The organism is uncultured Zhongshania sp. (genome assembly GCF_963975605.1).
Lineage (GTDB): Bacteria > Pseudomonadota > Gammaproteobacteria > Pseudomonadales > Spongiibacteraceae > Spongiibacter > Spongiibacter aquimaris.
Map to the genome: position 1 here is coordinate 26095 of NZ_CAXBHN010000013.1, position 21651 is coordinate 47745.

The 21651-nt window shown below is 50.6% G+C and carries 20 protein-coding genes; 13 read left to right on the forward strand and 7 right to left on the reverse strand.

The genetic code is table 11. The annotated features are described in order from the left end of the window. Positions 1-52: 52 nt before the first annotated feature. Together AAC007_RS11845 and AAC007_RS11850 are read right to left on the reverse strand one after the other, a co-directional pair. Complete coding sequence (locus AAC007_RS11845; RefSeq protein ID WP_339677060.1) at positions 53-1252, reverse strand: acyl-CoA dehydrogenase family protein; 1200 nt, start codon at positions 1250-1252, stop codon at positions 53-55. A 2-nt stretch (positions 1253-1254) separates the two neighbouring features. Further along, positions 1255-1737: a thioesterase family protein gene (locus AAC007_RS11850; RefSeq protein WP_339677063.1), complete on the reverse strand. Its 483-nt coding sequence runs from the start codon at positions 1735-1737 to the stop codon at positions 1255-1257. 270 nt (positions 1738-2007) lie between these two features. Here AAC007_RS11850 and AAC007_RS11855 point away from each other — a divergent pair, with 270 nt between their 5' ends. The 8 genes from AAC007_RS11855 (at position 2008) to AAC007_RS11890 (ending at position 9329) form a co-directional block, all read left to right on the forward strand. After that, a complete protein-coding gene (locus tag AAC007_RS11855; RefSeq protein ID WP_339677065.1) occupies positions 2008-3564 on the forward strand; it encodes a long-chain-fatty-acid--CoA ligase in 1557 nt (518 codons plus the stop codon). Between the two features lie 287 nt (positions 3565-3851). Beyond that, positions 3852-4355: a TlpA disulfide reductase family protein gene (locus tag AAC007_RS11860; protein ID WP_339677067.1), complete on the forward strand. Its 504-nt coding sequence runs from the start codon at positions 3852-3854 to the stop codon at positions 4353-4355. Positions 4356-4357: 2 nt separating this feature from the next. After that, complete coding sequence (locus AAC007_RS11865) at positions 4358-4570, forward strand: DUF4266 domain-containing protein (RefSeq protein WP_339677070.1); 213 nt, start codon at positions 4358-4360, stop codon at positions 4568-4570. An 11-nt stretch (positions 4571-4581) separates the two neighbouring features. Then, a complete protein-coding gene (locus AAC007_RS11870) occupies positions 4582-5781 on the forward strand; it encodes a DUF3570 domain-containing protein (RefSeq protein ID WP_339677073.1) in 1200 nt (399 codons plus the stop codon). A gap of 46 nt (positions 5782-5827) precedes the next feature. Further along, the gene (locus AAC007_RS11875) at positions 5828-6727 is read left to right on the forward strand and encodes an FAD:protein FMN transferase (protein WP_339677075.1); all 900 of its coding nucleotides are present in this window, start codon (positions 5828-5830) and stop codon (positions 6725-6727) included. A 313-nt stretch (positions 6728-7040) separates the two neighbouring features. Next, positions 7041-8201, forward strand: a complete 1161-nt coding sequence (locus tag AAC007_RS11880) for a protein kinase family protein (RefSeq protein WP_339677077.1) — start codon at positions 7041-7043, stop codon at positions 8199-8201. Positions 8202-8361: 160 nt separating this feature from the next. Then, positions 8362-8610 (forward strand): hypothetical protein, encoded by a 249-nt coding sequence (locus AAC007_RS11885; protein WP_339677080.1) that lies wholly within the window; start codon positions 8362-8364, stop codon positions 8608-8610. Between the two features lie 101 nt (positions 8611-8711). Further along, positions 8712-9329, forward strand: coding sequence for a hypothetical protein (locus AAC007_RS11890; protein ID WP_339677083.1), 618 nt, complete (start codon positions 8712-8714; stop codon positions 9327-9329). Between the two features lie 205 nt (positions 9330-9534). Here the strand turns inward: AAC007_RS11890 and AAC007_RS11895 are convergent, their stop codons facing one another. Further along, positions 9535-10164, reverse strand: a complete 630-nt coding sequence (locus AAC007_RS11895; protein WP_339677086.1) for a helix-turn-helix domain-containing protein — start codon at positions 10162-10164, stop codon at positions 9535-9537. Positions 10165-10259: 95 nt separating this feature from the next. Here AAC007_RS11895 and AAC007_RS11900 point away from each other — a divergent pair, with 95 nt between their 5' ends. Genes AAC007_RS11900 through AAC007_RS11915 form a run of 4 tightly spaced genes read left to right on the forward strand, consistent with a single transcriptional unit; the run spans position 10260 to position 13214 of the window. Beyond that, entirely contained in the window at positions 10260-11378 is a 1119-nt protein-coding gene (locus tag AAC007_RS11900; RefSeq protein WP_339677088.1) for a phosphotransferase family protein, read from the forward strand. Between the two features lie 12 nt (positions 11379-11390). Continuing rightward, a complete protein-coding gene (locus AAC007_RS11905) occupies positions 11391-12515 on the forward strand; it encodes a hypothetical protein (protein ID WP_339677091.1) in 1125 nt (374 codons plus the stop codon). Positions 12516-12570: 55 nt separating this feature from the next. After that, positions 12571-12705, forward strand: coding sequence for a hypothetical protein (locus AAC007_RS11910; RefSeq protein WP_339677094.1), 135 nt, complete (start codon positions 12571-12573; stop codon positions 12703-12705). Between the two features lie 41 nt (positions 12706-12746). Further along, positions 12747-13214 carry a GFA family protein gene (locus AAC007_RS11915; protein WP_339677097.1) on the forward strand — a complete coding sequence of 156 codons (468 nt, stop codon included), beginning with the start codon at positions 12747-12749 and terminating at the stop codon, positions 13212-13214. A gap of 207 nt (positions 13215-13421) precedes the next feature. On the opposite strand, the gene AAC007_RS11920 is transcribed toward AAC007_RS11915, so the two are convergent. From AAC007_RS11920 to AAC007_RS11935, 4 genes are read right to left on the reverse strand one after another with little or no spacing between them, the layout of a single operon-like run. Beyond that, on the reverse strand, positions 13422-14396 hold the full coding sequence (locus AAC007_RS11920; protein WP_339677099.1) for a DUF3369 domain-containing protein: 975 nt from the start codon (positions 14394-14396) through the stop codon (positions 13422-13424). Then, positions 14380-15966: an ATP-binding protein gene (locus tag AAC007_RS11925; protein WP_339677101.1), complete on the reverse strand. Its 1587-nt coding sequence runs from the start codon at positions 15964-15966 to the stop codon at positions 14380-14382. Before AAC007_RS11925 ends, AAC007_RS11920 begins: the two co-directional genes overlap by 17 nt. Then, the gene (locus tag AAC007_RS11930; RefSeq protein ID WP_339677104.1) at positions 15953-16600 is read right to left on the reverse strand and encodes a YfiR family protein; all 648 of its coding nucleotides are present in this window, start codon (positions 16598-16600) and stop codon (positions 15953-15955) included. The genes AAC007_RS11925 and AAC007_RS11930 overlap by 14 nt, the downstream gene beginning before the upstream one ends. Then, positions 16575-18563 (reverse strand): TonB-dependent receptor, encoded by a 1989-nt coding sequence (locus tag AAC007_RS11935; RefSeq protein ID WP_339677107.1) that lies wholly within the window; start codon positions 18561-18563, stop codon positions 16575-16577. Before AAC007_RS11935 ends, AAC007_RS11930 begins: the two co-directional genes overlap by 26 nt. 570 nt (positions 18564-19133) lie before the next feature. Here AAC007_RS11935 and AAC007_RS11940 point away from each other — a divergent pair. Continuing rightward, the gene (locus AAC007_RS11940; protein WP_339677109.1) at positions 19134-21593 is read left to right on the forward strand and encodes a hypothetical protein; all 2460 of its coding nucleotides are present in this window, start codon (positions 19134-19136) and stop codon (positions 21591-21593) included. The last annotated feature ends 58 nt before the right edge of the window (positions 21594-21651 follow it).

Genomic DNA, 21651 nt, shown 5'->3' on the forward strand with positions numbered 1-21651 from the left:
TTTTCCTAATTCGGTTCCTGGCGTTTTGACGCTAGTTTTAAATGTGACTTTGTCAGGCGCCCATAACCGCTTTTGCAAGCAAGCTGCGTTGTACTTCGTTTGAGCCGGCATAAATTGAGGCGGCTCGTGTGTTTAGGTAGTAGGGCATCGCCAGCATGTCCGCCTCGCTGCCCATGGCCGCGATGTTGCTTCCCACATGGAGCGCCGCCTGTTGCAGAGCCAGGGCATCTACGCCAGAAATTTCGAGCTGTAATTCAGAAAAGCGCTGCATCACTTCAGAGCCGAGTATTTTCAACAGCGAGGCCATTGGCCCTGGATTTTCACCGTGTTTTAGATTGGCGTTGATGCGCTTTTCGGTGTGTTCAACAGCACTGATATCAACTTCCAATTTGGCGAGTTTGCGAGCCACGCTGACATCGTCTATTAGTCGCAGGCCATGCTCATTGCTCTTCTGGCAGCGCGTGCGCAGGCGTTCAAACGCGGGTGTTAACCACGCGCCAAAGGTGCTGCCGCCGCGTTCAAATTCCAACACGTATTTTGCAACGCTCCAGCCCTTGTTCTCTTCGCCAATACGGTTGGCCTTGGGTACTCGTGCGTCGGTGAAAAATACTTCGCACTGCTCGGGTTCGCCGTCTAAACCGATGATGGGTCGTACTTCAATGCCGGGTGTGTTCATATCTAACAGCAGGAAACTAATGCCTTGCTGGGGTTTGCCTTCGCTGCTGGTGCGCACCAGCGCAAACATTTTATTGGCGTGGTGGCCGTAGGTTGTCCAGGTTTTGGAGCCGTTTAAAATATAGTCGTCGCCGTCACTGTCGGCGCGGCATTTTAACGCAGCTAAATCGGAACCCGCGCCGGGTTCGGAATAACCTTGGCACCAAAAATCATCGCCGGATAACATACCCGGTAAGTATTTGGCTTTTTGTTCGTCGCTGCCAAAGCCGATAACGGCGGGGCCCACCATTTGAATGTTTTGTGGTAATACCGGCGGTAATTCCAGGCGATTACATTCTTCAACAAAGATATAGCGCTGATGGATACTCCAGCCTGTGCCGCCGTATTCAACTGGCCAAGCTGGCGCAACCCAACCTTTGTTATACAGTATTTTTTGCCAGGCCATCGCCTGTTTAAAGGGCGCGAAAACGCTGGTGGTTTTGCGGCCCGCCTCGCGAATTTCTGCGGTGGCGGCGCTCTCGAGAAAGTCGCGAACTTCAATGCGAAAGGCGTCGAGTTCACTAAACTGATTAGACATCATCAATTTCCTGCTAGCTTGGAGTTGCGAATTAATTGAAGCCCGCCGCCATGGGCGGCAGATCGGGGTTGGTTGATGCGAAGAAAGCGCAGCACTTCAAGTTCAAAATATTGGCGCAATTCGCTTTCCAGGGCTTCCGGATTCCGGGTTTTTGTATTGACGTAATTCAGCAGCGCTTTGCCCACTGCGCGCAACTTTTGGTCTTGATAAAAGCGGCAGCCCAATTCAATGCCGTCGGACTGAACTTCAAGTACCGAGACTTCAACGCGGAAGTCTTGACTGACGCGTGCTGCGGATAAAAAATCTAATTGCATCGAGGACGCGTGCCACTTGCCCTTGCGAGCTTCGGTACTCGGCAGGGCTGAATTGACTTCAGACAAATAGCGAAGGCCAGCCTGTTCAAAGCAGATCGACAGCAGGGTGTTGTTTAGTCGCCGTCCTTCAGTGTCATTGAAATCAGATTGCGCAAACGTAAATGTCTTCATAGCTTCTTCCTCGAAACAGCAGCGCATTTGAGTTGATTTCTCAGCAAGGCTTTCACTGTTTGGCTACTACGAGTGCACTCTAAGCAAATGCCTCTTAAGCAGACAGGTCGCGGCGCGACAATACTTGTCCAATGGCGTCAGCGGACAGAATACGGCCGCAGGGCCCGCCTTGGCGCCCAGTGACAAGGCTTGGCGCAGCTCACCAATCCCCAGTGTCATTCGCATTGCAAAATGACACGCTGAAAATAATGAGCTGAGCAGAGGCCGACGATGCTGATTCACCAAATGATTGAATACAATGCCCAGAACTACCCGACCCAGAATGCCTTGCGCTTTGGGGGGAAGGCCATCACTTATGGGCAGTTCAATGCTCGCGCAACGGCGTTTGCGGCGGGTCTGCAAGGGCTTGGTTTAAAGCCGGGAAGTCGCCTGGCGCTGCTGGCAAAAAATAGTCTTGAGTATCCACTGCTGCTATTGGCTTGCTTAAAAGCGGGCATCACCTTGGTCCCGCTAAATTATCGACTAGCGCCTATGGAGTTGAGTTACATACTCAGCGACAGCAAGAGTGAAATGCTGGTGGTGGGGGATGAAGAGCTGCTAAATGCGGCGGCGCAATCAGATGCGGTTGCGGGTATAGCGCATCGTTTTCACTGCGGCGAGGCCAACCGTGATTGGCGCGCTTTGGCGGAATTGGAAATTGATCCGGCGCTGTTGTCGCCCCATCATGGCAACGAGCAAGATACCGTTCTGCAGTTATATACCAGTGGCACAACCGGTTACCCCAAGGGTGTCATGATTGGTCATAGGCAGCTTAGCGACGGCTATATCATGACCAGTCAAATCACCCCGCGGCGTCAAGTCGGAGACAGTGGCATTATCCCTCTGCCGATGTTTCATGTAGCGGGAATGGCGGCGACTTTGTATTGGTTGTGCAATGGAATGACGGTGGAGTTAGTGGCAGACTTTATTCCCCAGCAGGTGGTGGATGCCATCGTGAACACAGACCGCTGTGATATTGTGTTAGTACCCGCCATGATTCAGGCGATACTCGCATTCGTTCCCAATATTCAAGATTATGATTTCTCGTCCCTTAAACGCATTACCTATGGCGCATCGCCAATTTCATTAGAAACTTTGCAAACCGCATTGAAGATTTTTAATTGTGATTTTGTGCAAGGCTTTGGCATGACCGAGCTGAGCTGCATGGTGCTGTGTTTACAGCCCAGCGATCATCAGCGCGCTTTGGCGGGTGAGCCAAATTTGCTGCGCAGCTGTGGCCGACCCCTGCCTGGCGCAGAGTTAAAAATTGTTGATGAGCAGGGCAATTCCTTGGCGGCTGGTGAAACCGGCGAACTGCTGGTGCGTTCATCGACGACTATGCAAGGTTATTGGCAGCTGCCAGAGAAAACCGCAGAGACAATCGTCGACGGTTGGTTGCACACCGGCGATGCCGGCTATTTGGATGAGGATGGTTTCTTTTATATTCGCGACCGCGTGAAAGACATGATTGTTTCCGGTGGCGAAAATATTTACCCGGCGGAAGTTGAAAACGCCTTGTTCAGTCATCCGGCTATCCAGGATGTTGCGGTCATCGGCGTGCCGGATATTAAATTTGGCGAAGCCGCCTTAGCGGTCTGCGTGCTAAAAGCGGGCGAAGCGGTAGAGGGTGATGCGCTAATCGAGTTCTGCAAAACCCGCTTGGCGGGGTATAAAACGCCGCGCCAATACACCTTTGTGCAAGAGCTGCCGCGCAACCCATCGGGAAAAGTTTTAAAACGAATTTTGCGTGAACCCTATTGGGAAAATACTGAGCGTCAGGTCGGTTAAGAATGTTTGTTTTTCGTGGGCCTGCGTATGACGGGCATCGCGTCAAAATGGGTATTGATGGAGTTTATTCACGCCGCCCTAATTCTCGCCCTAGCGCAGCAAAGTCTAGGTAGTCTATGCTGGAACTGAAGCCAATTCCCAAAGACGCGTTATTATTGAGTGCTTGAAGGCACTTTGGCGCATTGTGTGTCAGACTTGGCATGTGCGGATAATGCCTGGCCTCCGCGAACACTTTGGCAGAATGAGCAGCTGTTAGGCTGTAAAATAAAATATTCTAATAAAACGCCATGACAGATTTTCGTTTCCTACTAATAGCAGTATTACTGTGCCTGCCGGTCAGTGCGGCCGTCGCCTTGACGGCTGGTGATACGGCGCCGGAGTTTAGTCGCGCAGATATGCGCAGTGGTCAAAGCCACAGCTTGGCTGACTACAGCGGCAAGGTGGTCTATGTCGACTTTTGGGCGTCTTGGTGTGGGCCGTGTCGTCAGTCGCTGCCAAGTCTTGACGCGCTTTATAAAGAGCTGGGCGAGCGTGGCTTCGCAGTCTTGGCAATTAACGTAGATGCCTATAGCAAAGATGCAGATGCCTTTCTTAAGTCTTACCCGGTGACCTATCCCGTGTTGCGCGACCCTGACAATAGCTTACCCGCCGCCTTCGGCGTGAAAGGCATGCCGACGGCGTTTTTGTTAGACAAGCAGGGGCGGGTGCATCTCGTGCATGAGGGTTTTCGGGCCGGCGATGCCGAGCGTTTGCGCAAGGAAGTGTTGGCGCTCTTGGAAGAGGAATCGTAAACATGCGTGTGCTTTTTTTACTTCTTTGTTTGTCGGCTTTGGCGGGCTGTGCGGTAGAGCCGGTGGAAGCGTGGGAGCGGGATTATCTGGCCAGACCTGAAATGGCATGGGACCCGGATGCGCTGGGCAGTGCCTATCGCAACAACGTGCATTTCAGTAAAGAAGCCAGCAACGGCGGCGCCTCTGTTGGTGGCGGCGGTTGCGGTTGTAATTAAAGGGCGATGCGATGAGTCTGAATGTTAAAAATAAGCGCGCCCTTACCGCATTGACCAGCGCCGCATTGGCTATTCCGGGCATGAGCGCATCGGTGCAGGCGGCCTCGGTATTGACTGAAACCGTGGTGCAGTACAAGGCGTCTGCCTATCGCGAAGCCGATTTAGATAGCAGCAAATTGTCTGGCGGATCACTTGAGCGTTATGAAATAGACACCCAGCAAGTGCGGGCGCAATTGCCGCTGGGCGAGAATACCGACGCCAGTATCGAATTCATGTACGAAACCATGAGCGGCGCGTCGCCGTGGTTTATTCTGCCGGGCCAAGACGGGCCGGTGCAGGTCATGAGTGGGGCCACCATTCACGAAGAGCGCAAAGACCTGCAGGCGAAGATTAATCATCTATTAAATGATAAAACCGTGATTTCGTTTATCGGTGGTGTGTCGGACGAGAAAGACTATTTCGCGGTGAACGCGGGACTGGAAGCACTCTATGAAATTCCCGACACTCAGCTCACGCTAACCGCAGGTATCGGTTACAGCGACGACGAATTGGAGCCGACCGACGGCAGTATATTGCCAGACCGTATTGTTCGCGCGACCCGCGACAGCACCACCGCCTTTGTGGGGCTATCGCAGATATTAAGTAAAACCACCGTGGTACAAGCCAGCCTTAGTTACAGTTTGCAGCGGGGATTTTTGTCCGATCCCTACAAAAAAGTATGGATAGACGATCAGGCGAATACTATTAATGACAGTCGCCCCGACGACCGCAATCAGTTTGTGGCGCAGCTGAGGTTGCGGCATTTCTTGCCGGAATTAAAAGCGGCGGTGCATTTGGATTACCGCTATTTTGAAGACGATTGGGAAGTAGCCTCAAGTACCATGGAGGCGGCTTGGTATCAAAACCTGCCCGGCGGCTGGGTGTTCACTCCGTCGCTGCGCTACTACAGCCAAACCCAGGCCTTCTTCTATGCGCCGTATTTCTTTTCGGCGCGGGGCGACGGTTTTGGCTCGGCGGATTATCGCCTGTCGCCCTATGGCGCCATCAGCGTAAAACTGCGTTTAGAGAAGCGCTGGCAAAGTTTGGATCTGCACGCCGAATGGGAAAGTTACGAAGCCAGCGCAGATTATTCTTTAGATTCCGTCGATCTGGAAAACCCTGGCTTGGTAGAATTTGATATTCTCTCTGTGGGACTTAACTGGCGACTTTAATGTAGGCGTGTGTATGCTCCCTTACTGACTGATGGAGAGACACGGCGTGCAGCTTTACCACTACCCCTTTACGGCGATGGCCAGCCCCTGCGAACTGCGCTTATACGCCGCGTCGCAAGCACTGGCCGATGCCGCTGCCGATGCCGCCAAGGCGGAAGTCATTCGCATTGAACAAACCTACTCACGTTACCGCGAAGACAGCGTCGTCGGCCGAATCAACGCAGCAGCCGGTGGAGCCCCGGTTGCTGTTGACGAAGAAACCTGCGCGCTAATTAACTACGCCACCACCGCTTATGCCGAAAGTGACGGACTGTTTGATATTAGCTCAGGCGTGCTTCGTGAAGTGTGGAATTTTAAACTCGGACAATTACCCAGCCCCGCCGCCGTGGCATTTTGTTTAAAGCGAGTGGGCTGGAGCAAGGTGCAGTGGGATGCCCCCAATATCTCCCTTCAACAGGGAATGGAATTAGACTTTGGCGGTTTCGGCAAAGAATACGCCGCCGACCGCGCCGCTACGATTTGCACAGAACAAGGCATCGCCCACGGCTTAGTGGAATTGGGTGGCGACATCCGCGTCATCGGCCCACACCCCGACGGCAGCGCCTGGCAGATCGGCATCCGCAACCCCCGCGATCCTGACGTGGCGATGGCGGTAATACCGCTAAAAACCGGCGGCCTCGCCAGCAGTGGCGACTACGAACGCTTTATGGTGATAGACGGCAAACGCTACAGCCATATTTTAAATCCCCGCACTGGCCGCCCAGTAGATCAGCCCATGGCCGGCGTCACCGTTGTCGCGCCCCTGTGTTTGCTCGCCGGCACAGCGGCAACCGTTGCCATGCTGCAGGGCGAAAAGGGCGCACCAGCGTGGCTGAACGAGATGGGTTTACCCCATTTGTGGATTGATCAAGCGGGGGTGTTGGGGGGAGATTTGGTGCCACCTTAGCAGTCATTCACTGCTTTCAGGCATGAACAGTAGAGCCATTCCCATTATCTACCTAACGAGTTAAGTTACTTAACTCGTTGAAATTCGTCAAAAACAGGATATGATCAAGGCAAGGGAATGCATGGCAGAAATAAAGGGACGCTCTTCGTTTGACCGACGTTCGCTAATGGCGAGGTCGCTACATCATAGAATTCCCTATACATTTCCAATCAACGTAAAAGCCTGTTCCGTGATAAGGGGCCAAAGTGATTAATGGCCTGAGTCGTGATAGCAAACTGTTATGGTCTTTTGTGCCAAGGATTAATTAGCAGTAATGAATGTTGAAAATGCAATCGAAACACATTATAGAAAGCTTGCTGATAGCCTTAGTAATGAATATGAAGATCTATATGAGTCAATTAGTAACAATAAGCTAAGGGCTTTGTTTTCTACGCTCCATATGAGAGTGGTCAATCTTTTTGATTCAATGAATCAAAGGCTGCCAACAGGCGATTCCTCAAGTCATTTTTGGGCAGAACCAAGTCGAGAACTACTTCAATCTATTGAAATTATCGAGGCTTTAGAGCGATCTTTAAAAAAATCGGAATATGCTTTTTATGTAGATAAATACCACAGAGAAAAAATTACTTTCTGCAAATCCTTTCTAAGCAAGAGTGGTGGTAGCGCAATACCACCCAACACGGAAAAAATGGAGCTGTACTATACAATTCCCATATTCTCTCCTCAGCGCTCAATTGTAATTGAGAATCAAAAGAACATTTCTGATTTGAAGTTGATTGGAGAGGGATCGTACGCTCAGGTTTTTAAGTATTTTGATAAGTTTTATCTCAGATCATTTGCATTAAAGCGTGCAAAAAAAGAACTAACATCAAAAGAACTTGAAAGATTTAAGCGTGAATATGAACAAATGAGTGGTTTAAGATCGCCTTACGTTCTCGAGGTGTTTAGTTACAACGAAGCAAATAAAGAATATGTAATGGAGTTTATGAATTCTCCATTAGATAAGTATATTTCAAAAAATAATGGAAAGTTATCCTTTCAGGAAAGAGTTAGGTTAGGTCTCCAGATTATTAGAGCCTTCACATACATACATTCTAAAAATATTTTGCATCGAGATATAAGTCCAAAGAATATACTTATCAAAGAATATGATGATGTAGTGGTTGTTAAAATAGCGGACTTCGGTCTGGTGAAAGTTGTCGATAGCCATTTAACATCTGTGAACACTGATTTTAAAGGCTACTTTAATGATCCTAATTTGGTAGTCGAAGGATTTGATAAGTACGATGTCCTACATGAGACTTATGCTCTAACCCGTATTCTATATTTCGTTATAACCGGAAAAACTAGCACTGATAGAGTATCCTCAAATATGAAATTTTTTATTGAAAATGGGCTTAGTAGTGATAAACGACTTAGGTTTAAGGATATTGATGAATTGCGTCAAGCTTTTCAAAACATCAAACCGAGCTGATTGGGGCCTAGAATCTATCAACCATAACAATGTGGTGCAATGGAGTCAGTTACGCTCCGCATTTTTTATGGTATCGCTACGCTCTTTTACCATAAAAAAGCTCCACTACACTGGCCCACTGACCACGGCGTTAGGTAGCAAGCCAGCTCTGGAGAGATCGATGACAAGAGCAATGGTCGTGATTTGCGCTGCAATTCTTCTGCAAGCGTGCTTCAGCACTAAATATGAGTTGAAGAAATACTATAAAGATCCGAATTCTCCCGCAGCAAGGATAATGGGAGGCACTTACGCGGGAGTCGTAGAAACATTTAATTCAATGGATGCTTGTCTTCAAATGAAAGAGCAGGTTGCGAGAGATGACCGGAATATTGGGTACACCAACTCGAGATTTGTTTGTGATGAAAAGTAAAGCACCTAGCAATGCAATTAACCCGACCGTTCAAAGCTGTGCTTTGGGTGCCCTCCGCTCCGGCGGGCGGATTACCGCGGCGTTAGTTGCCGGAGCTGATTATGAGTAACTGCGAAATTGTAAGTTTGATATCGGTTTTTAAAGATATAGTGCTCTCGCTGGCAGGTATCACCACCATATTTATTGCAATATATGGATTGAATAAGTGGAGGGATGAGCATCAAGGCAAGGCTCGCTTTGATGCTGCGAAATTGTTACTTTCATCTGTCTATAGCGTACGAAATAATTTTGAAATAGTGCGTTCGGGCTGGCTGGATGCCTCCGAATTTCCAGCCGACTATGCAGCCAAACATCCAACGGAACAAACTTTACAAGATAAGGCTGATGCTAGGTGGTATGTTTACAAAAACCGACTAGAACCGTTAACAATGGCAATGAATGAACTCGATACCGCATTGATCGAAGGTGAAGTACTTTGGGGAGCAGATGTGAAGGAGCAGGGGCGTAAAATCAACGGAAGTTTTAATAGGCTTGTTCGCTCAATTAAGGGGCTCATTGAAGAGGAGTATCGCGGCGTAGATGACCCCCGAGATGAGATTATAAAGAGGCAACGACAGGATGTAGCGGCTTCAAGAGACTCTGAAGATGAACTGTCTCGACAAATTAAATTATCAATAACATATTTTGAAAGTTTGCTAAGGCCGTATACCGGTGATTAAAGCAACTAACAAGGCAACGCACGTGACCAGAAAGGCGCGGTGGGGCGTCATACTCACAATTGACAGACAAGCTTGCCAAGCAAAAAATGAAATTTAGGCCCACTGATCGCCGACACCGTGACGATTGTGCGAATTATTATGCCTGGTGTTTCGCGATGGCAAAAAAACGTTGAAGCCTCGCGGGGCTTTTAGGTCGCATCTTCATTTAGATGCCGGCATTTAAGGCCGCAATTCCTCGTATATTTCTCGCCATGACTTCCCTCCACAGCTGTTCGTGATTGTTGAGCACGAGATGCTTCGACGTTGCCTGCAGCTCGGCTGGAAGGTCTAAAAACAGGCCCGCAATATTGTCTGCGCTTGATGATGTTTCAAACAGCGCAAAGCCCAGCGTCATCCACAATAGAGACTGGGCGTGGCGTATTGCCTCACCCCGTTCTATGTTCATGTCGATAATGGGCTGCGCAAGGTCCGCAATGGTCCGCACCATGGCCTCGGCTGGCAGCGCGCTATTGAACTGCGGCAATAGACCCGGAAGCGTTAAGACTTGGCGCCGGAGTTGGTTTAACAGGGCTTCAAGGCGCTGCTCGCTGGAAAAACGGGCGGGTAAAGATGCGGCATCCAGTGAGATGAGGTTTTCCCCCAAAGCCGTAATCAGTTGCTGCTTGCTTTCGAAATAGCGGTATAACGAGGTGGGGCTGAGGTCCAACTGCTTCGCTAGTTGCCGCAAGCTCAGTGCCGATAGCTCTTCTTGCTGTAATAGCGCCACGGCAGCGGCCAGGATCTCTTCCCGGCTCGTTACACTTGGTCGTCCCACCCTGCGCACATTTTTATTCATTTGTATTCCTCTTTGATTATTATATTAACACCGTTAACTAATTCGTGTTAGCATCAAATGATTGGCTAGCAAATAACATAACAATGGGCCCTGTCATGAGTGAAGAACCAACCCTGTCTCCAGACTTTGAAAACCAGGATATACGTCCTACGCCGGTACTGGATAATCCGGAAGAAACCCGTAGCAAGCTTGAGCAATGGCTATCCGCTCAGCTCGGTAGCGACGTCAGTATTCCAAGCTTGACTGTGCCCGAGGGCACGGGCATGTCCAATATCACCATGGTGTTTGATGCAAGGCACGGTGGTGCGACTCACTCCTATGTCGCGCGTATTGAGCCCCGAGGCGATTATCTTGTCTTCCCTGAGTACGACCTGGATATCCAATGCCAAGTCATTGATATGCTCAGTGCCGATACTGATCTGCCTGTTCCTGAGATTGTCGCCAAGGAATTAAGCGGTGCGGTTTTAGGTAAACCCTTTTACATCATGAAAAAAACCGAGGGTCTGATTCCCCCGGATATTCCCCCTTATCACATGGATGGCTGGCTTACCGAGCAGTCGCCAGAAACACGCCGTCAGGTGTGGAATGCAGGTTTGAACCGCCTCGCTCAGGTCAGCCAGGTTGATATTAGTAAGCCCTCGATATGTGGCGTGCTCAAGGACTGCGCCCTTCCTGGAAATCTGGATGAGCAGTTGAGCTACTGGGAGAACTATTACCAGTGGGCTTTTAACCGTGACGGTAAGTTTCAGCCACACGATGCGGCGGAGCGCATTCTTAAATGGCTGCGAGAGCATCAACCCAAGGAACAGGCTATTCGCCTGTGCTGGGGTGATTCCCGGATGGCCAATGTGATCTTTACCTCGGACAAGACCGACGTGGCGGCGCTGTTGGACTGGGAAATGGTGGCGCTGGGTGACCCGCTGCAAGACCTCGCCTGGTGGATTTATATGGATGAGCTGTTTTGCCACGGCTTGGATTTTCCTCCGCTGGAAGGTTTTCCTAGCCGAGCGGAATCGGTGCAGACGTGGGCGCAACAGACCGGTTACAGCGTAGAGCACCTTCACTATTACCTGGTCTTTGCCGGTCTGCGATTTGCACTCCTGCTGGGGCGTATGGCAATTGGGCAAAATGGTCAGGATGCCATCAATAGCCACTTCAACCAGTGCTTTGAGGTGAAGTACCTCGAAAAAATTCTCTCTGAAATTTCGGCCTGAGGACAGTCACACATGATTAGTAAACTGGACGACTACCCCGTACACCAAACCGCCGAGCCGATTTCACAAACGGCTGCGAGTGATCGTTTCACCTACGACCGCTTCTGGTATAACGGCCACGCGAAAGATGGCTCGTTTTATTTTGGCATTGGGCTGTGTCGTTACCCCAATCTCGGCATCGTCGATTGCAGCTTCAGTTTGGTGGTAGACGGAAAGCAATACGCCTTTCATGGTTCGCGTCGGGCATCCAATGAACCCACCGATCTGGATGTTGGTCCGTTCAAACTCACCATACTTGAGCCCATGGGGCGCCACCGATTGGTGATTGAGGCCAACGAAACCAATATAGAGTGCGATCTTGTTTTCACCCCTAAAACGGGCGTGATTCCTGAAGGCCGGCAGACCCTGCGCAACGCCAGGCATCTGGTGATGGACGCGACCCGCATCGACCAGTTCGGATCTTGGCAAGGTAGCATTCGCGTAGAAGGGCGCGAGCTAAAGGTTCATGCTGAAAATACCTTTGGGCTTAAAGATCGCTCGTGGGGAATTCGTCCAGTGGGCGCTTCCTATACGGGCGGCGCGCCGATCGATAATTTCCAGCCGCTGCACTTTATGTGGTTGCCGATTCACTGGGAAAACCGCTGCACCTTGGCGGGATGGTTTGAAGATCAGAGCGGCTATCAATGGCATACCGATCAGGCCATTGTCCCGATTCACAGCAACTCGGAAAGCATTGAGATTAACGATCCTGCAATGGAACTTTGGCAAGGCTGCGTTGGCCATCAGCTAAAGTTTAAACCCGGAACCCGTCAGGCATTGTCGGGCACTTTTTTAATGAATAATAAAAATGGCGAGCAACTCGAGATCCGTGTTGAGCCGGTAATGCTGCACCGCATGAAAGGACTGGGTTATATGCACCCGGAGTGGGGGCACGGGGTGTGGCAGGGTGAGTTGGCCATTGCTGGAGAAAGTTGGAATTGTGAGGATGCCAATCCCCTCGCCCTTGAAAACATCCATATACAGCAAACCGTCATCGCTCGCTGCGGTGATGAGGTCGGCTATGGTGTTCTTGAGCAGTTGCACATCGGCCCGCATTCGGAACACGGCTTTAATGATTGGTTTGATGGCGTTGAATAATATTCTGACCGATTACTATTAGAGCTTAAGTCTTCATGCAGACATAGACTGAATTTTGCTCGCCGGCACAGCGGCAAGCCTTGCTGTTTTGCAGGGCGAGCAAGGTGCGCCAATGTGGTTAAATGAGTTGAGGCTGCCGCATGTGCAGATTGATCAAGCGGTAGTGATGGGGGATTTAGAGCGACAATAGAGGCTCACATTTACCGTCATTCAAGCTAGGGAGCTTATATATTGGAAAATCATCATGCCTGTCAGTGCTCTTGCGGGGAAACAACATTTTCCGTTCAAGGCGTGCCGCTTCTGCGCGCTTATTGCCACTGCACAATTTGCCAAGAGTTTAACCAAGCTCCGTTTTCCGACATCAGTATTTACAGAGCCAAAGATGTGGTTCTGCCGAGTCCGGAGTCTCTTGAGTACAAAGCGTATCGGCCACCACCAGCAGTTCAGCGTGGAAAGTGCAAAACTTGTGATACTCCCGCTGTGGAAGTGATGCAGATTTTTCCCTTGCCTAAACTGGTCATTGTTCCGACGGAAAATCTTCATAAAGATTGTATCGTTGAGCCGTCGCTGCATATGTTCTACAACAGTCGGGTGTCAGACATTGAAGATGAGTTGCCCAAGTTCAGTGGTTACTTGAAGAGCCAGATAGCATTTGGGCACAAATTAGTGGTGTCGATGCTGCGCGGTCGCACTGTCTAAAATCAGTTATATCCAGAAGTAGCCTGCGCCGAGTAATACCGAGCACTTAAATACTGCGGCAGTAATTCCCCCTTGCCGCAATTCACCTTGGCTTTCCCGAATATTCTTTCGCGTTCAGGTTTTGATCGCATCCTGCGCCAAGGCTATGCAAGATTTATTGCCAGCCATGAAAGGCGTAGTTGATAGTGCCTTGTCGTTGATTTTTTACTATTTTTTGTCTTCGATAATGCTCACATTTTCGTGCGCAATCGCGACATTGTGCGAGAACAGATCAATCATGTGCCGACCAGGAATACTCAGAGGTTGGCTACCGCTGGCATAAATAATTTGTTCCGTTCCCGATTGGGTGACGTGGAAATCCACACAAAAATCCTCGCCATAGGCATTTTCCTTTGTTTCACGTGCCTGCAGAATCAGATTGAACACGTCAGTTTCAAGCACCTCTTCGGCGTTTTTGCCCACATACTCTGAGTAACGCCCGGTAGCGGCTACGATATTCAGTCGCTTGTCCTGCGGCTCTGTTGCCAGCGCAGCCGCCTTTACCAGCACCGCATCTTGATCAAGGTAAAGTAGGGCTGTCAGCTGTTCAAGTACGCCTTGAGTGAACTGTTCAAGTGAGCGCAACTCAAAAATACGCGCGGAAGCCTCAATCACCTTTTCAAGGCCGTGGCGGTTAGCCTCTAATGCCATCATGTCGCGATAGCAGGACAGGCTGGTGTAGACCAGAGTGAACATTTTCTCGCGAGTGAGTTCGGTCTTTTGTTTGTAATCGTTAATATCGTATTCAGTAATTACTTTGTACTCGGGGGCTTGGCCAGGTTGGCCAGTGCGCAGAATAATGCGTACGAAGCGGTTGCCGAGTTCGTCACGAATATATTTGACGACATCAAGACCTGCTTGTTCGGTTTCCATGACGACGTCGAGTAAAATCATGGCGATATCGTTTTCCTCAGCCATAATTTTTTTGGCTTCCGCGCCACTATATGCATCAATGATTTGTAGGGGGCGGGACGCAAATTCGAAGCCGTCGAGGGCCAGATTGGTAACGGAGTGGACTTCTTCTTCATCATCAACGACCAGGAGCTTCCACGGTTTCTTGCGGCGGTTATCAGCAACAACATCATCTGCCAATCTCAAGATATCATCGCTAGCGATACCGTCCGTTTCATACTTGTTTTTCATGACGTAGGCCCTCTTGCAATGGGAAAGTGATGTCGTAAGCCATGAACTCTCCAGGTTTGCTATTCATAGTAATATGACCGTTTAACGTGTGTGTAACTAGGTTGTACACAACATGTAGGCCCAGGCCGCTGCCACCGAATCCACGCTTGGTTGTAAAAAATGGGTCAAATATTTTCGCCTGATTTTCTACTGATACACCGACGCCATTGTCTTCATAATGTAGGTGAATTTCGCCACCCTTAAGGGAGGCGTTGATCGTAATTTTGCCTTCTTCCTGATACTCGAAGCCGTGGATTAGCGAATTCATAATGAGGTTGGTCATGATTTGCGAAAAGGCGCCGGGATAACTGTTAACCATGATGCCGGATGGGCAATTCACTTCAACAACATGCTTGCTTGCCTTAAGCTTTGGCCGCAGGCTCAGGAGAATCTCTTTCAGGTAGCCAGCAAGTTCAAACTCACGTTGTTCAGAGCTCGTCTGGTCTACTGCTACCTGTTTAAAGCTCTGAATCAGCTCGGCGGCTCGTTCTAGATTGGTGAGTATCATGCGTGAAGATAAAGTGGCCATTTCAACATATTGTTTCAGGCCAGTTGCCGTCAAAGTATTGTTTTCATAGCTCTCTTGAAAATCCTTGGTACGTGATTTCAGGGTGGACGCTGCGGTGACGCCGACGCCAACGGGCGTGTTTATCTCATGGGCCACGCCCGCCACCAAACCACCGAGCGAGGCCATTTTTTCTGTCTGCACCAGTTGGCGCTGAGTATCCTTGAGGCGTTGCATGGTTTGCTGCTGTTCTGTGTAGGCAAGCATGGTTTGTTTAACTTGCTCTTGTAACTGCTCCTTGGCACGGCGTACTTCAGCATCTCGCGTTTCAATTTCACTGAGCATGGAATTGAAGTGTTCGATCAGTTTCCCCACTTCATCTTGACCTGCGGCCGGCGTGCGCAGACTGTAATCTTTACTCGCGGTGATATTTTGTGCGGTCGTGGCGAGACTCAGAATAGGTTGGGTGATCTGTCGTTGCAGTCGTGATGCAACCAGTAGCGAAAAGCCTAGAGCGGTCGCAATGACCACGCATATAACCTGTAAATGCACAGTGGCCGCATTCCAGAGTTCGTCCAGACTCTGATTCATGTACACCGTTCCAACTACTTCCTGATCGAGAGTGATGGGGCTGGAGATGCTCATATCAGAGAAGCTAAAGGCAACTTCACTTTCGGCCGGGCGGGTTGGGCAGCCAATATCTCGGCCGTCCTTGATGTAAAAAGCAAACGCAGTATTTTCAGCGCTGTCCTGCTTGTAGATGCAGGCGAGTTGGATATGCTCGCGGGCACTCAAGGCGTTAAGTACTTCAGTGGCGGTGCCTGGGTCGTTAAAGCTGAGTGCGGCAGTAGAGTTGCTGCCGATAACTTTGCTCAGGCTGCTGACGTCATTCACCATGGATTGACGTGTGCTGATCCAGTCGTAGGCCAAGAAAGCAAACGAAGCTAAGATCACCGTCGCTGCGCTCATGGCGATGAGGGTCAGCGATAGCTTGCGACTTATAGATGCATTACTAAAGTAGGGCATGTCGCGTTGTCGTTATGTCGCTGTCACCGTCATCGCGCGACTGTATTCTCATGACGTGGTAGGCCACCTCAAGCAGTTTAGCGCTGATGGTTAAATCTACTTTGTCGGCGGTAGCTTGATTAACATTGAAGCGTACTTTATCGCCAACGAGCAATAACTGAATGATGCCGCCTTTTTGCAGGAATTCGCTGCTTTCTCCTATGGTTAAAATGGGCTTGCCAGCCGCGACTGCCAGTACCTGGTTCACCGCAGGGGTGTCTACATTGTTAACGTAAAGTATGTGGCAGCCGTCCAATTGTTGTGTCGACCAGCCAATATTTCGTACGTTGATGATGCGGTTCTTGATGGGCCGGTTTTCAAGTGTGTTGTTGATCAGCGTGCCCAGAGCAGAGTGCCCGGCAATACAGATTACAAAGTCGTTGCCGACGCGGCTGCTTTGCGAAGGCCAATCAATGAATTTGGCAAAGTTGTAGATATATGCTGCCTTGACCTTGCGCTCTAGCTCGGTGGTGGCCTGGGCATAACTCGCAAACAGTAGCCCAAACAGCAGCAGGCAGGACATAAGTCTGCTCAATCGGGTATTGACGTTAACACCGCGGATCGAGGATTTAGTAGTGCCAATTAATCTGTGCATAGACCCCTCGCTCGATCTCAGAAGCCGTCCAGCTATTGGCTTCACGATGCGAATCTTCTATCAGATTACGGCCCACCAAGGACAGCTCAAGATCCTGGTAGGGTTGCCAAGCCAATCGCAAGTCGAGTTCAGTGTAAGCGGGCACTTTCTGGCTGTTACCTAGTGCATTCGGTAGATCATCGACATAGCGAATGACAGAATTAAACGCCAGCGATGAATTGATTTCCCAATTGCTGACTAGGAAGAACTGGTGTTCGGGATCCAGGCCCTCAGCAGGTGGGATGGTGCCATCGTCGGTGCTGTCAGCATCTTTATCGAGATTAATGTTTAGGTAGCTGTAGCCGGCTTTGAGGTTCCAGTTCGATTTGACCAGCCATTGGGCGGAAACTTCCACGCCTTGGCTCACACCCTGCTGCTTATTGGCAAAGGCGAAAAATGGCGGGGTCGGTGGTTTTTCCAGTGATCGTAAGTTGTCGTAGTCGTTGTAGAACAGCGCGCTATCTATCGACAGATTTTCTCGTACTCGCCAGCGATAACCCATTTCATAAGCCACCACTTCCTCTGCCTTCAGGTTCGGGTTGCCCAGGGGGAAGCCGCCCAAGCCTAGCTCGGCATCGAAGCGATTGGGGATGCGCACGGCGCGGCTGATAGAACCCCATAGGGTGCGATCTTCGTCAATGATCCATGCCAGGCGAGCACTGGGTTGGACTTCGGTGCCGGTGAAATCATTTTTCTCTAATTTAGTGCCAACCGTAAGTTTGAGGCTGTCTTTGTGGAAGCCGATCGTGTCTTGCAGGAAGATACCGGTGGTTTCGAGGCTGCGATCAGGTGGGATAAAACCCACGGTGGTACCGACCGTTTCATCATCAGAGCGTCGAATATTCCCACCCCATACGATGTTATGCCGCAGGCTAAGAAAGTCATTAGCAAAACTGTGGCTGAAGTCGATATCCCAGGTTTCACGCTGCTCATCCAAACTTAGCGGCGTGTCTCGTTGACTCTGATCGAGGTAAATTTGCAGACTAAAATTTCCGCCGGAGGAGAGCTTACGGTTCCAGCGCCCCAACATATTCCATCCTGAGAACGTGGTCTCGACGGGCATGGTGGTGCCGCCAACATTCAGATTATCGAGGTCTGAGCCGTCGTAATAATCGCCCTGCACCGTAAAGGCATTCACTTCCGAGGGCGCCCAGTCGCTTCGAAAGCCTATTTTAGCCATGTCGGCACTGTCTCTGGCCTGATCTCGGCTGCCGAGTGAACTGCGCAATGCCGGATCGGAATTTTCAGCTAAAGCCTGATTATCTCGGTCATAGCCCATGGCATAGGCGCGGAAATGCCCCGTTGTTCCTAGCTGCCCACCAAAGCGCATGCCTACGAAGCGGCGTTCGGTACCGCCGCCCATCTCAACGTAACTACCTTGCGTCTCAGCCGCGGGTTTGGTGATGATATTTATCACGCCGTTGACGGCATTCGCCCCCCACAGCGCGCCGCCTGGGCCACGCACAACTTCAATGCGATCTATATCTTCCAGCAGCGTGTTTTGCGCGTCCCAGTACACACCAGAAAATAACGGTGTGTAGAGACTGCGTCCGTCCATCAGAACTTCGAGTTTGTCTGACACCGTAGAATTGAAACCTCGGGCACTTACGGCCCAGGTATGTGCGTCTACCTGACTAACCTGCACGCCAGGAACTAGTCTTAGCGCATCTGGAATGTTGCGAGCGCCGGACTGTCTGATGTCTTCAGCAGTTAATACGTAAACCGCAGCGGCAGCCTCACTGAGGCGCTCGGCTTTTTTGGATACGGTGGTGACGCTGATATCCATTAAGGCGTCGAGGCTGAGACCGGTCAGGTCGTCGGGTAAGGCAGCGGCGGCAATTACCTGATTGCTGCTGGCGATTATGGTCGTGGCAACTGCCCAGAATAACTTGCTACTCGATAGTAGCGCCTTATGCTCCGACATATTGTATACCCCCGACTAGGACTTTCATTGTCCGCCTACAACAGTAGCTCTTATATAGGTAGATACCTGTAGATTAAAAGGCTGAGTTTAGATGTTAGTTATGGCGCGATTTCAAGGTCAGAACGTATTTCTGAAGCGAGGCTTCAGGAATGGCATAGGCCGTTAATCATCATAATCTGGTTACGAAAAGCGTAGGTCAATGAATACCGGGCTCGTGCGTGATGCCAAGATTAGGTGTTTTTGGTGTTGCCGTGCCATTTCTGTGCGGCGGGTGTTCAGGAGCGCATCGTGTGTCCGCTTTTTCCCCAAATACCTATCGTTGGTCGCGCAGTCCCAAAGTAGTTATACGCTTAAAGTGGTCAGCTCTAAGTGATATCGAATACTTGGAAATCCTGTAACGAGAGACGTTATTCCACCTTGCCGCAAGTCACCTTGGCTTTCCCGGACAATCGGTGGCACAGCTTACCAATATGATTAATTGTTGTGTGGTGCATACTGGGCTATAAAATAAGTTCAGTACGCCTCATTGCATACCGCCGTTGGCGGTGCGTGGGGCCTCAGGAGTACCCCATGCGCGGTTTTAGCTTAGCCAATAGTTTACTTTTCTCTGGGTTGTTATCCCTTGCCGCCTGCGGTGGTGGGAGCAGTGGCAACCCGCAGGGCGGTAGTAGCGGCACGCCGAACGGGGGCAATAGCGGTTCACAGGAAGAGTTCTTTCAAACTCGTTTGCAAACCGCGTCTGGCTTTTGTCGCACCTGTCATATTCCCGGCGGGGTGGCAGATACCGCCGACGGCGATGGTTTAATGCTGTCTAGCAATGCGGCGGATGACTTCCGGCTGCTGCGCGCTTCATGGGAGACCTTGGGCGGTGGCGTAGAGACTAGCCCGCTGTTATTTGAGCCCAGTGACCCCAGCGAACCGCATAGCGGCGGTAAGCCGTGGCCGGCGGGAAGTCAGCCCTATGAGGCGATGCGTATCTTGCTGGCGTGCTGGGATAATCCAGATAGCTGTAGCTTGAGTGGCGGTGTGAGTGGCCCAGCTCCAAATTTAGAACCTTTGCTGGGCAGCGCGCGTGGCGGCCATGTTTGGTTTGATTACTGCGGTGCAGATGATAATGGCAATCCGCGCCCTGACAGTGCGCTGCTACCCCCTGACCCACGTTCGCTGGTGCAGCCTGGCATAAGCAACGGCAAAGCGGTGGCCTTTAATGCCTTTTGGAAGGATTGCCATATTGATCCTGAGTTAGTGGGCGAAAGGCCTCATCCAGAAACCTGTGGCCAATTGCGTGAGAGTTACGCCAAGGGCGCACCGATTATGGAAGGCAACGGCCAGCTGGGTGCGGCGACGACGTTTGCGGGTCAGCAGCCGCACGGTTTGTCGGCTATTAGTGCCGATCAATACAATATGATGTGGCTGCTTTGGGGCTTGCCGGGTCGGCCCGATAATTTCGATCAGTTAGTTGCCGAGCGCCACGGCTTCGGTCCCGTTTTGAGCGGCCCAGATGCACCTCGCAACCCTTACCCTTTGCAGGGCGAAGATCCCAATTTAAGCAATGGTGGCTCTGGTACTTTGCCGCAGGGTTTAACCCAAACACGCAATAATGATGGCAGTTACAGCGGCTATATTGCGGCCAACTGCCAAGGCTGCCACAGCACGCCGGTGGAAACCGCCGACGGTCTTGATTACCACTACGGTGCAGGTGGCGGCTTGCTGGATGCCAGCACCTCTGCGCGTGATTTTGGTGCTTTGGGCGGTGCGGGAACGTTAGTTATTGATCGCGCAGGTTTTGGTGGACGGGTTCGCGGTACGAACAATGCGCAGTTTGCCAATGTGCTGGCATTACTTGGGAGTTTTGAAAATCAAGATCCAATTTCCTTTGGGCAAATTCTTAATAATGGTTCGACGGCCACTGGTGATACGCCGGCATGGTGGAACGTTGGGCATCGGCCAGTAAAGTTTGTCGATGCGATGTTCTCTGGCGACGCGGTGCGAGTGGATTTCGCACTTTTTTATCCGCTGCTTGATAAAAACCCGTTGATCGACGGCGAGGCTCCCGGCATTTTTGATATGGAGCGTGTTGATCAATGGATGAGTGAAAACGTTCAGTACGGCGACCACTGGATTATGGCGCAGAAGTCGCCAGAGTACCCCGGCGAGATTAACGAGCCGTTGGCAGAACAGGGCGCGGTGTTGTTTCACACAAAAAACCTGTGGACTGGGAACATTAATAATACTGTGCAACAACCGGCTGAAGGCAATGGCAGTTGTGCGGGGTGTCACGGCGCGTACTCGCCGCATTACGTAAATGATACAAGTTATTTGGCAAGTCCCGCTTTGGAGGGCATGGCGAGTTACATCACACCCATCGATATTATTGACACTGATCGCGTTCGTTTAGACACCTTTAACGAAGGTACAAACCAAGGCTTATCTGGCACGTTTGTGGGCTACCCTGAGACCGCCGATACCGCGCAGGATTGCCGTGTTCAGAATATGGAATCATTGCGCAATGGTCGCCCCAAAGGATATGCCGCGCCGCCGCTCTACGGTGTTTGGGCAACCGCACCCTATTTGCATAATGGTTCTGTGCCAACGGTGGCTGCCGTGTTGGATTCAACTTCACGTCCGGCAATTTGGCGCAGAGTGTCTAAACCCGCTCGGGCCGATCAGCAAGGCCAAGTGGTAATGGGTTTTGATTATAATTTTGCCCGCGCCTACGACCAGCAGAATATGGGCTGGGATTACGACGAGTTAGCGTGCGGTGGTGATAACACCTTGCCCTATTTAGATTGCACGCCGCTTGATCCGCTGGTGGATACCATTTTGCAAATACCGGTAAATTCACTGTTTTCTAATCTTTTATTGAGTTGGAATATTACTAATCCGCCAATACTGAGTAATCAGGACGTAGAGAGCCGGAAGATTTACAACACCGCGATGTTTAGCCAAGGTAATGGCGGGCATGTGTTTAGCGATGTATTAAATGACGCCGAGCGCAAAGCTATTATTGAATACTTGAAAACCCTTTAAGGTTTTGCAAACGAAGGTGCCGAATAATCGCAGTGCGTCGATTTTAAAAGAAATAAAA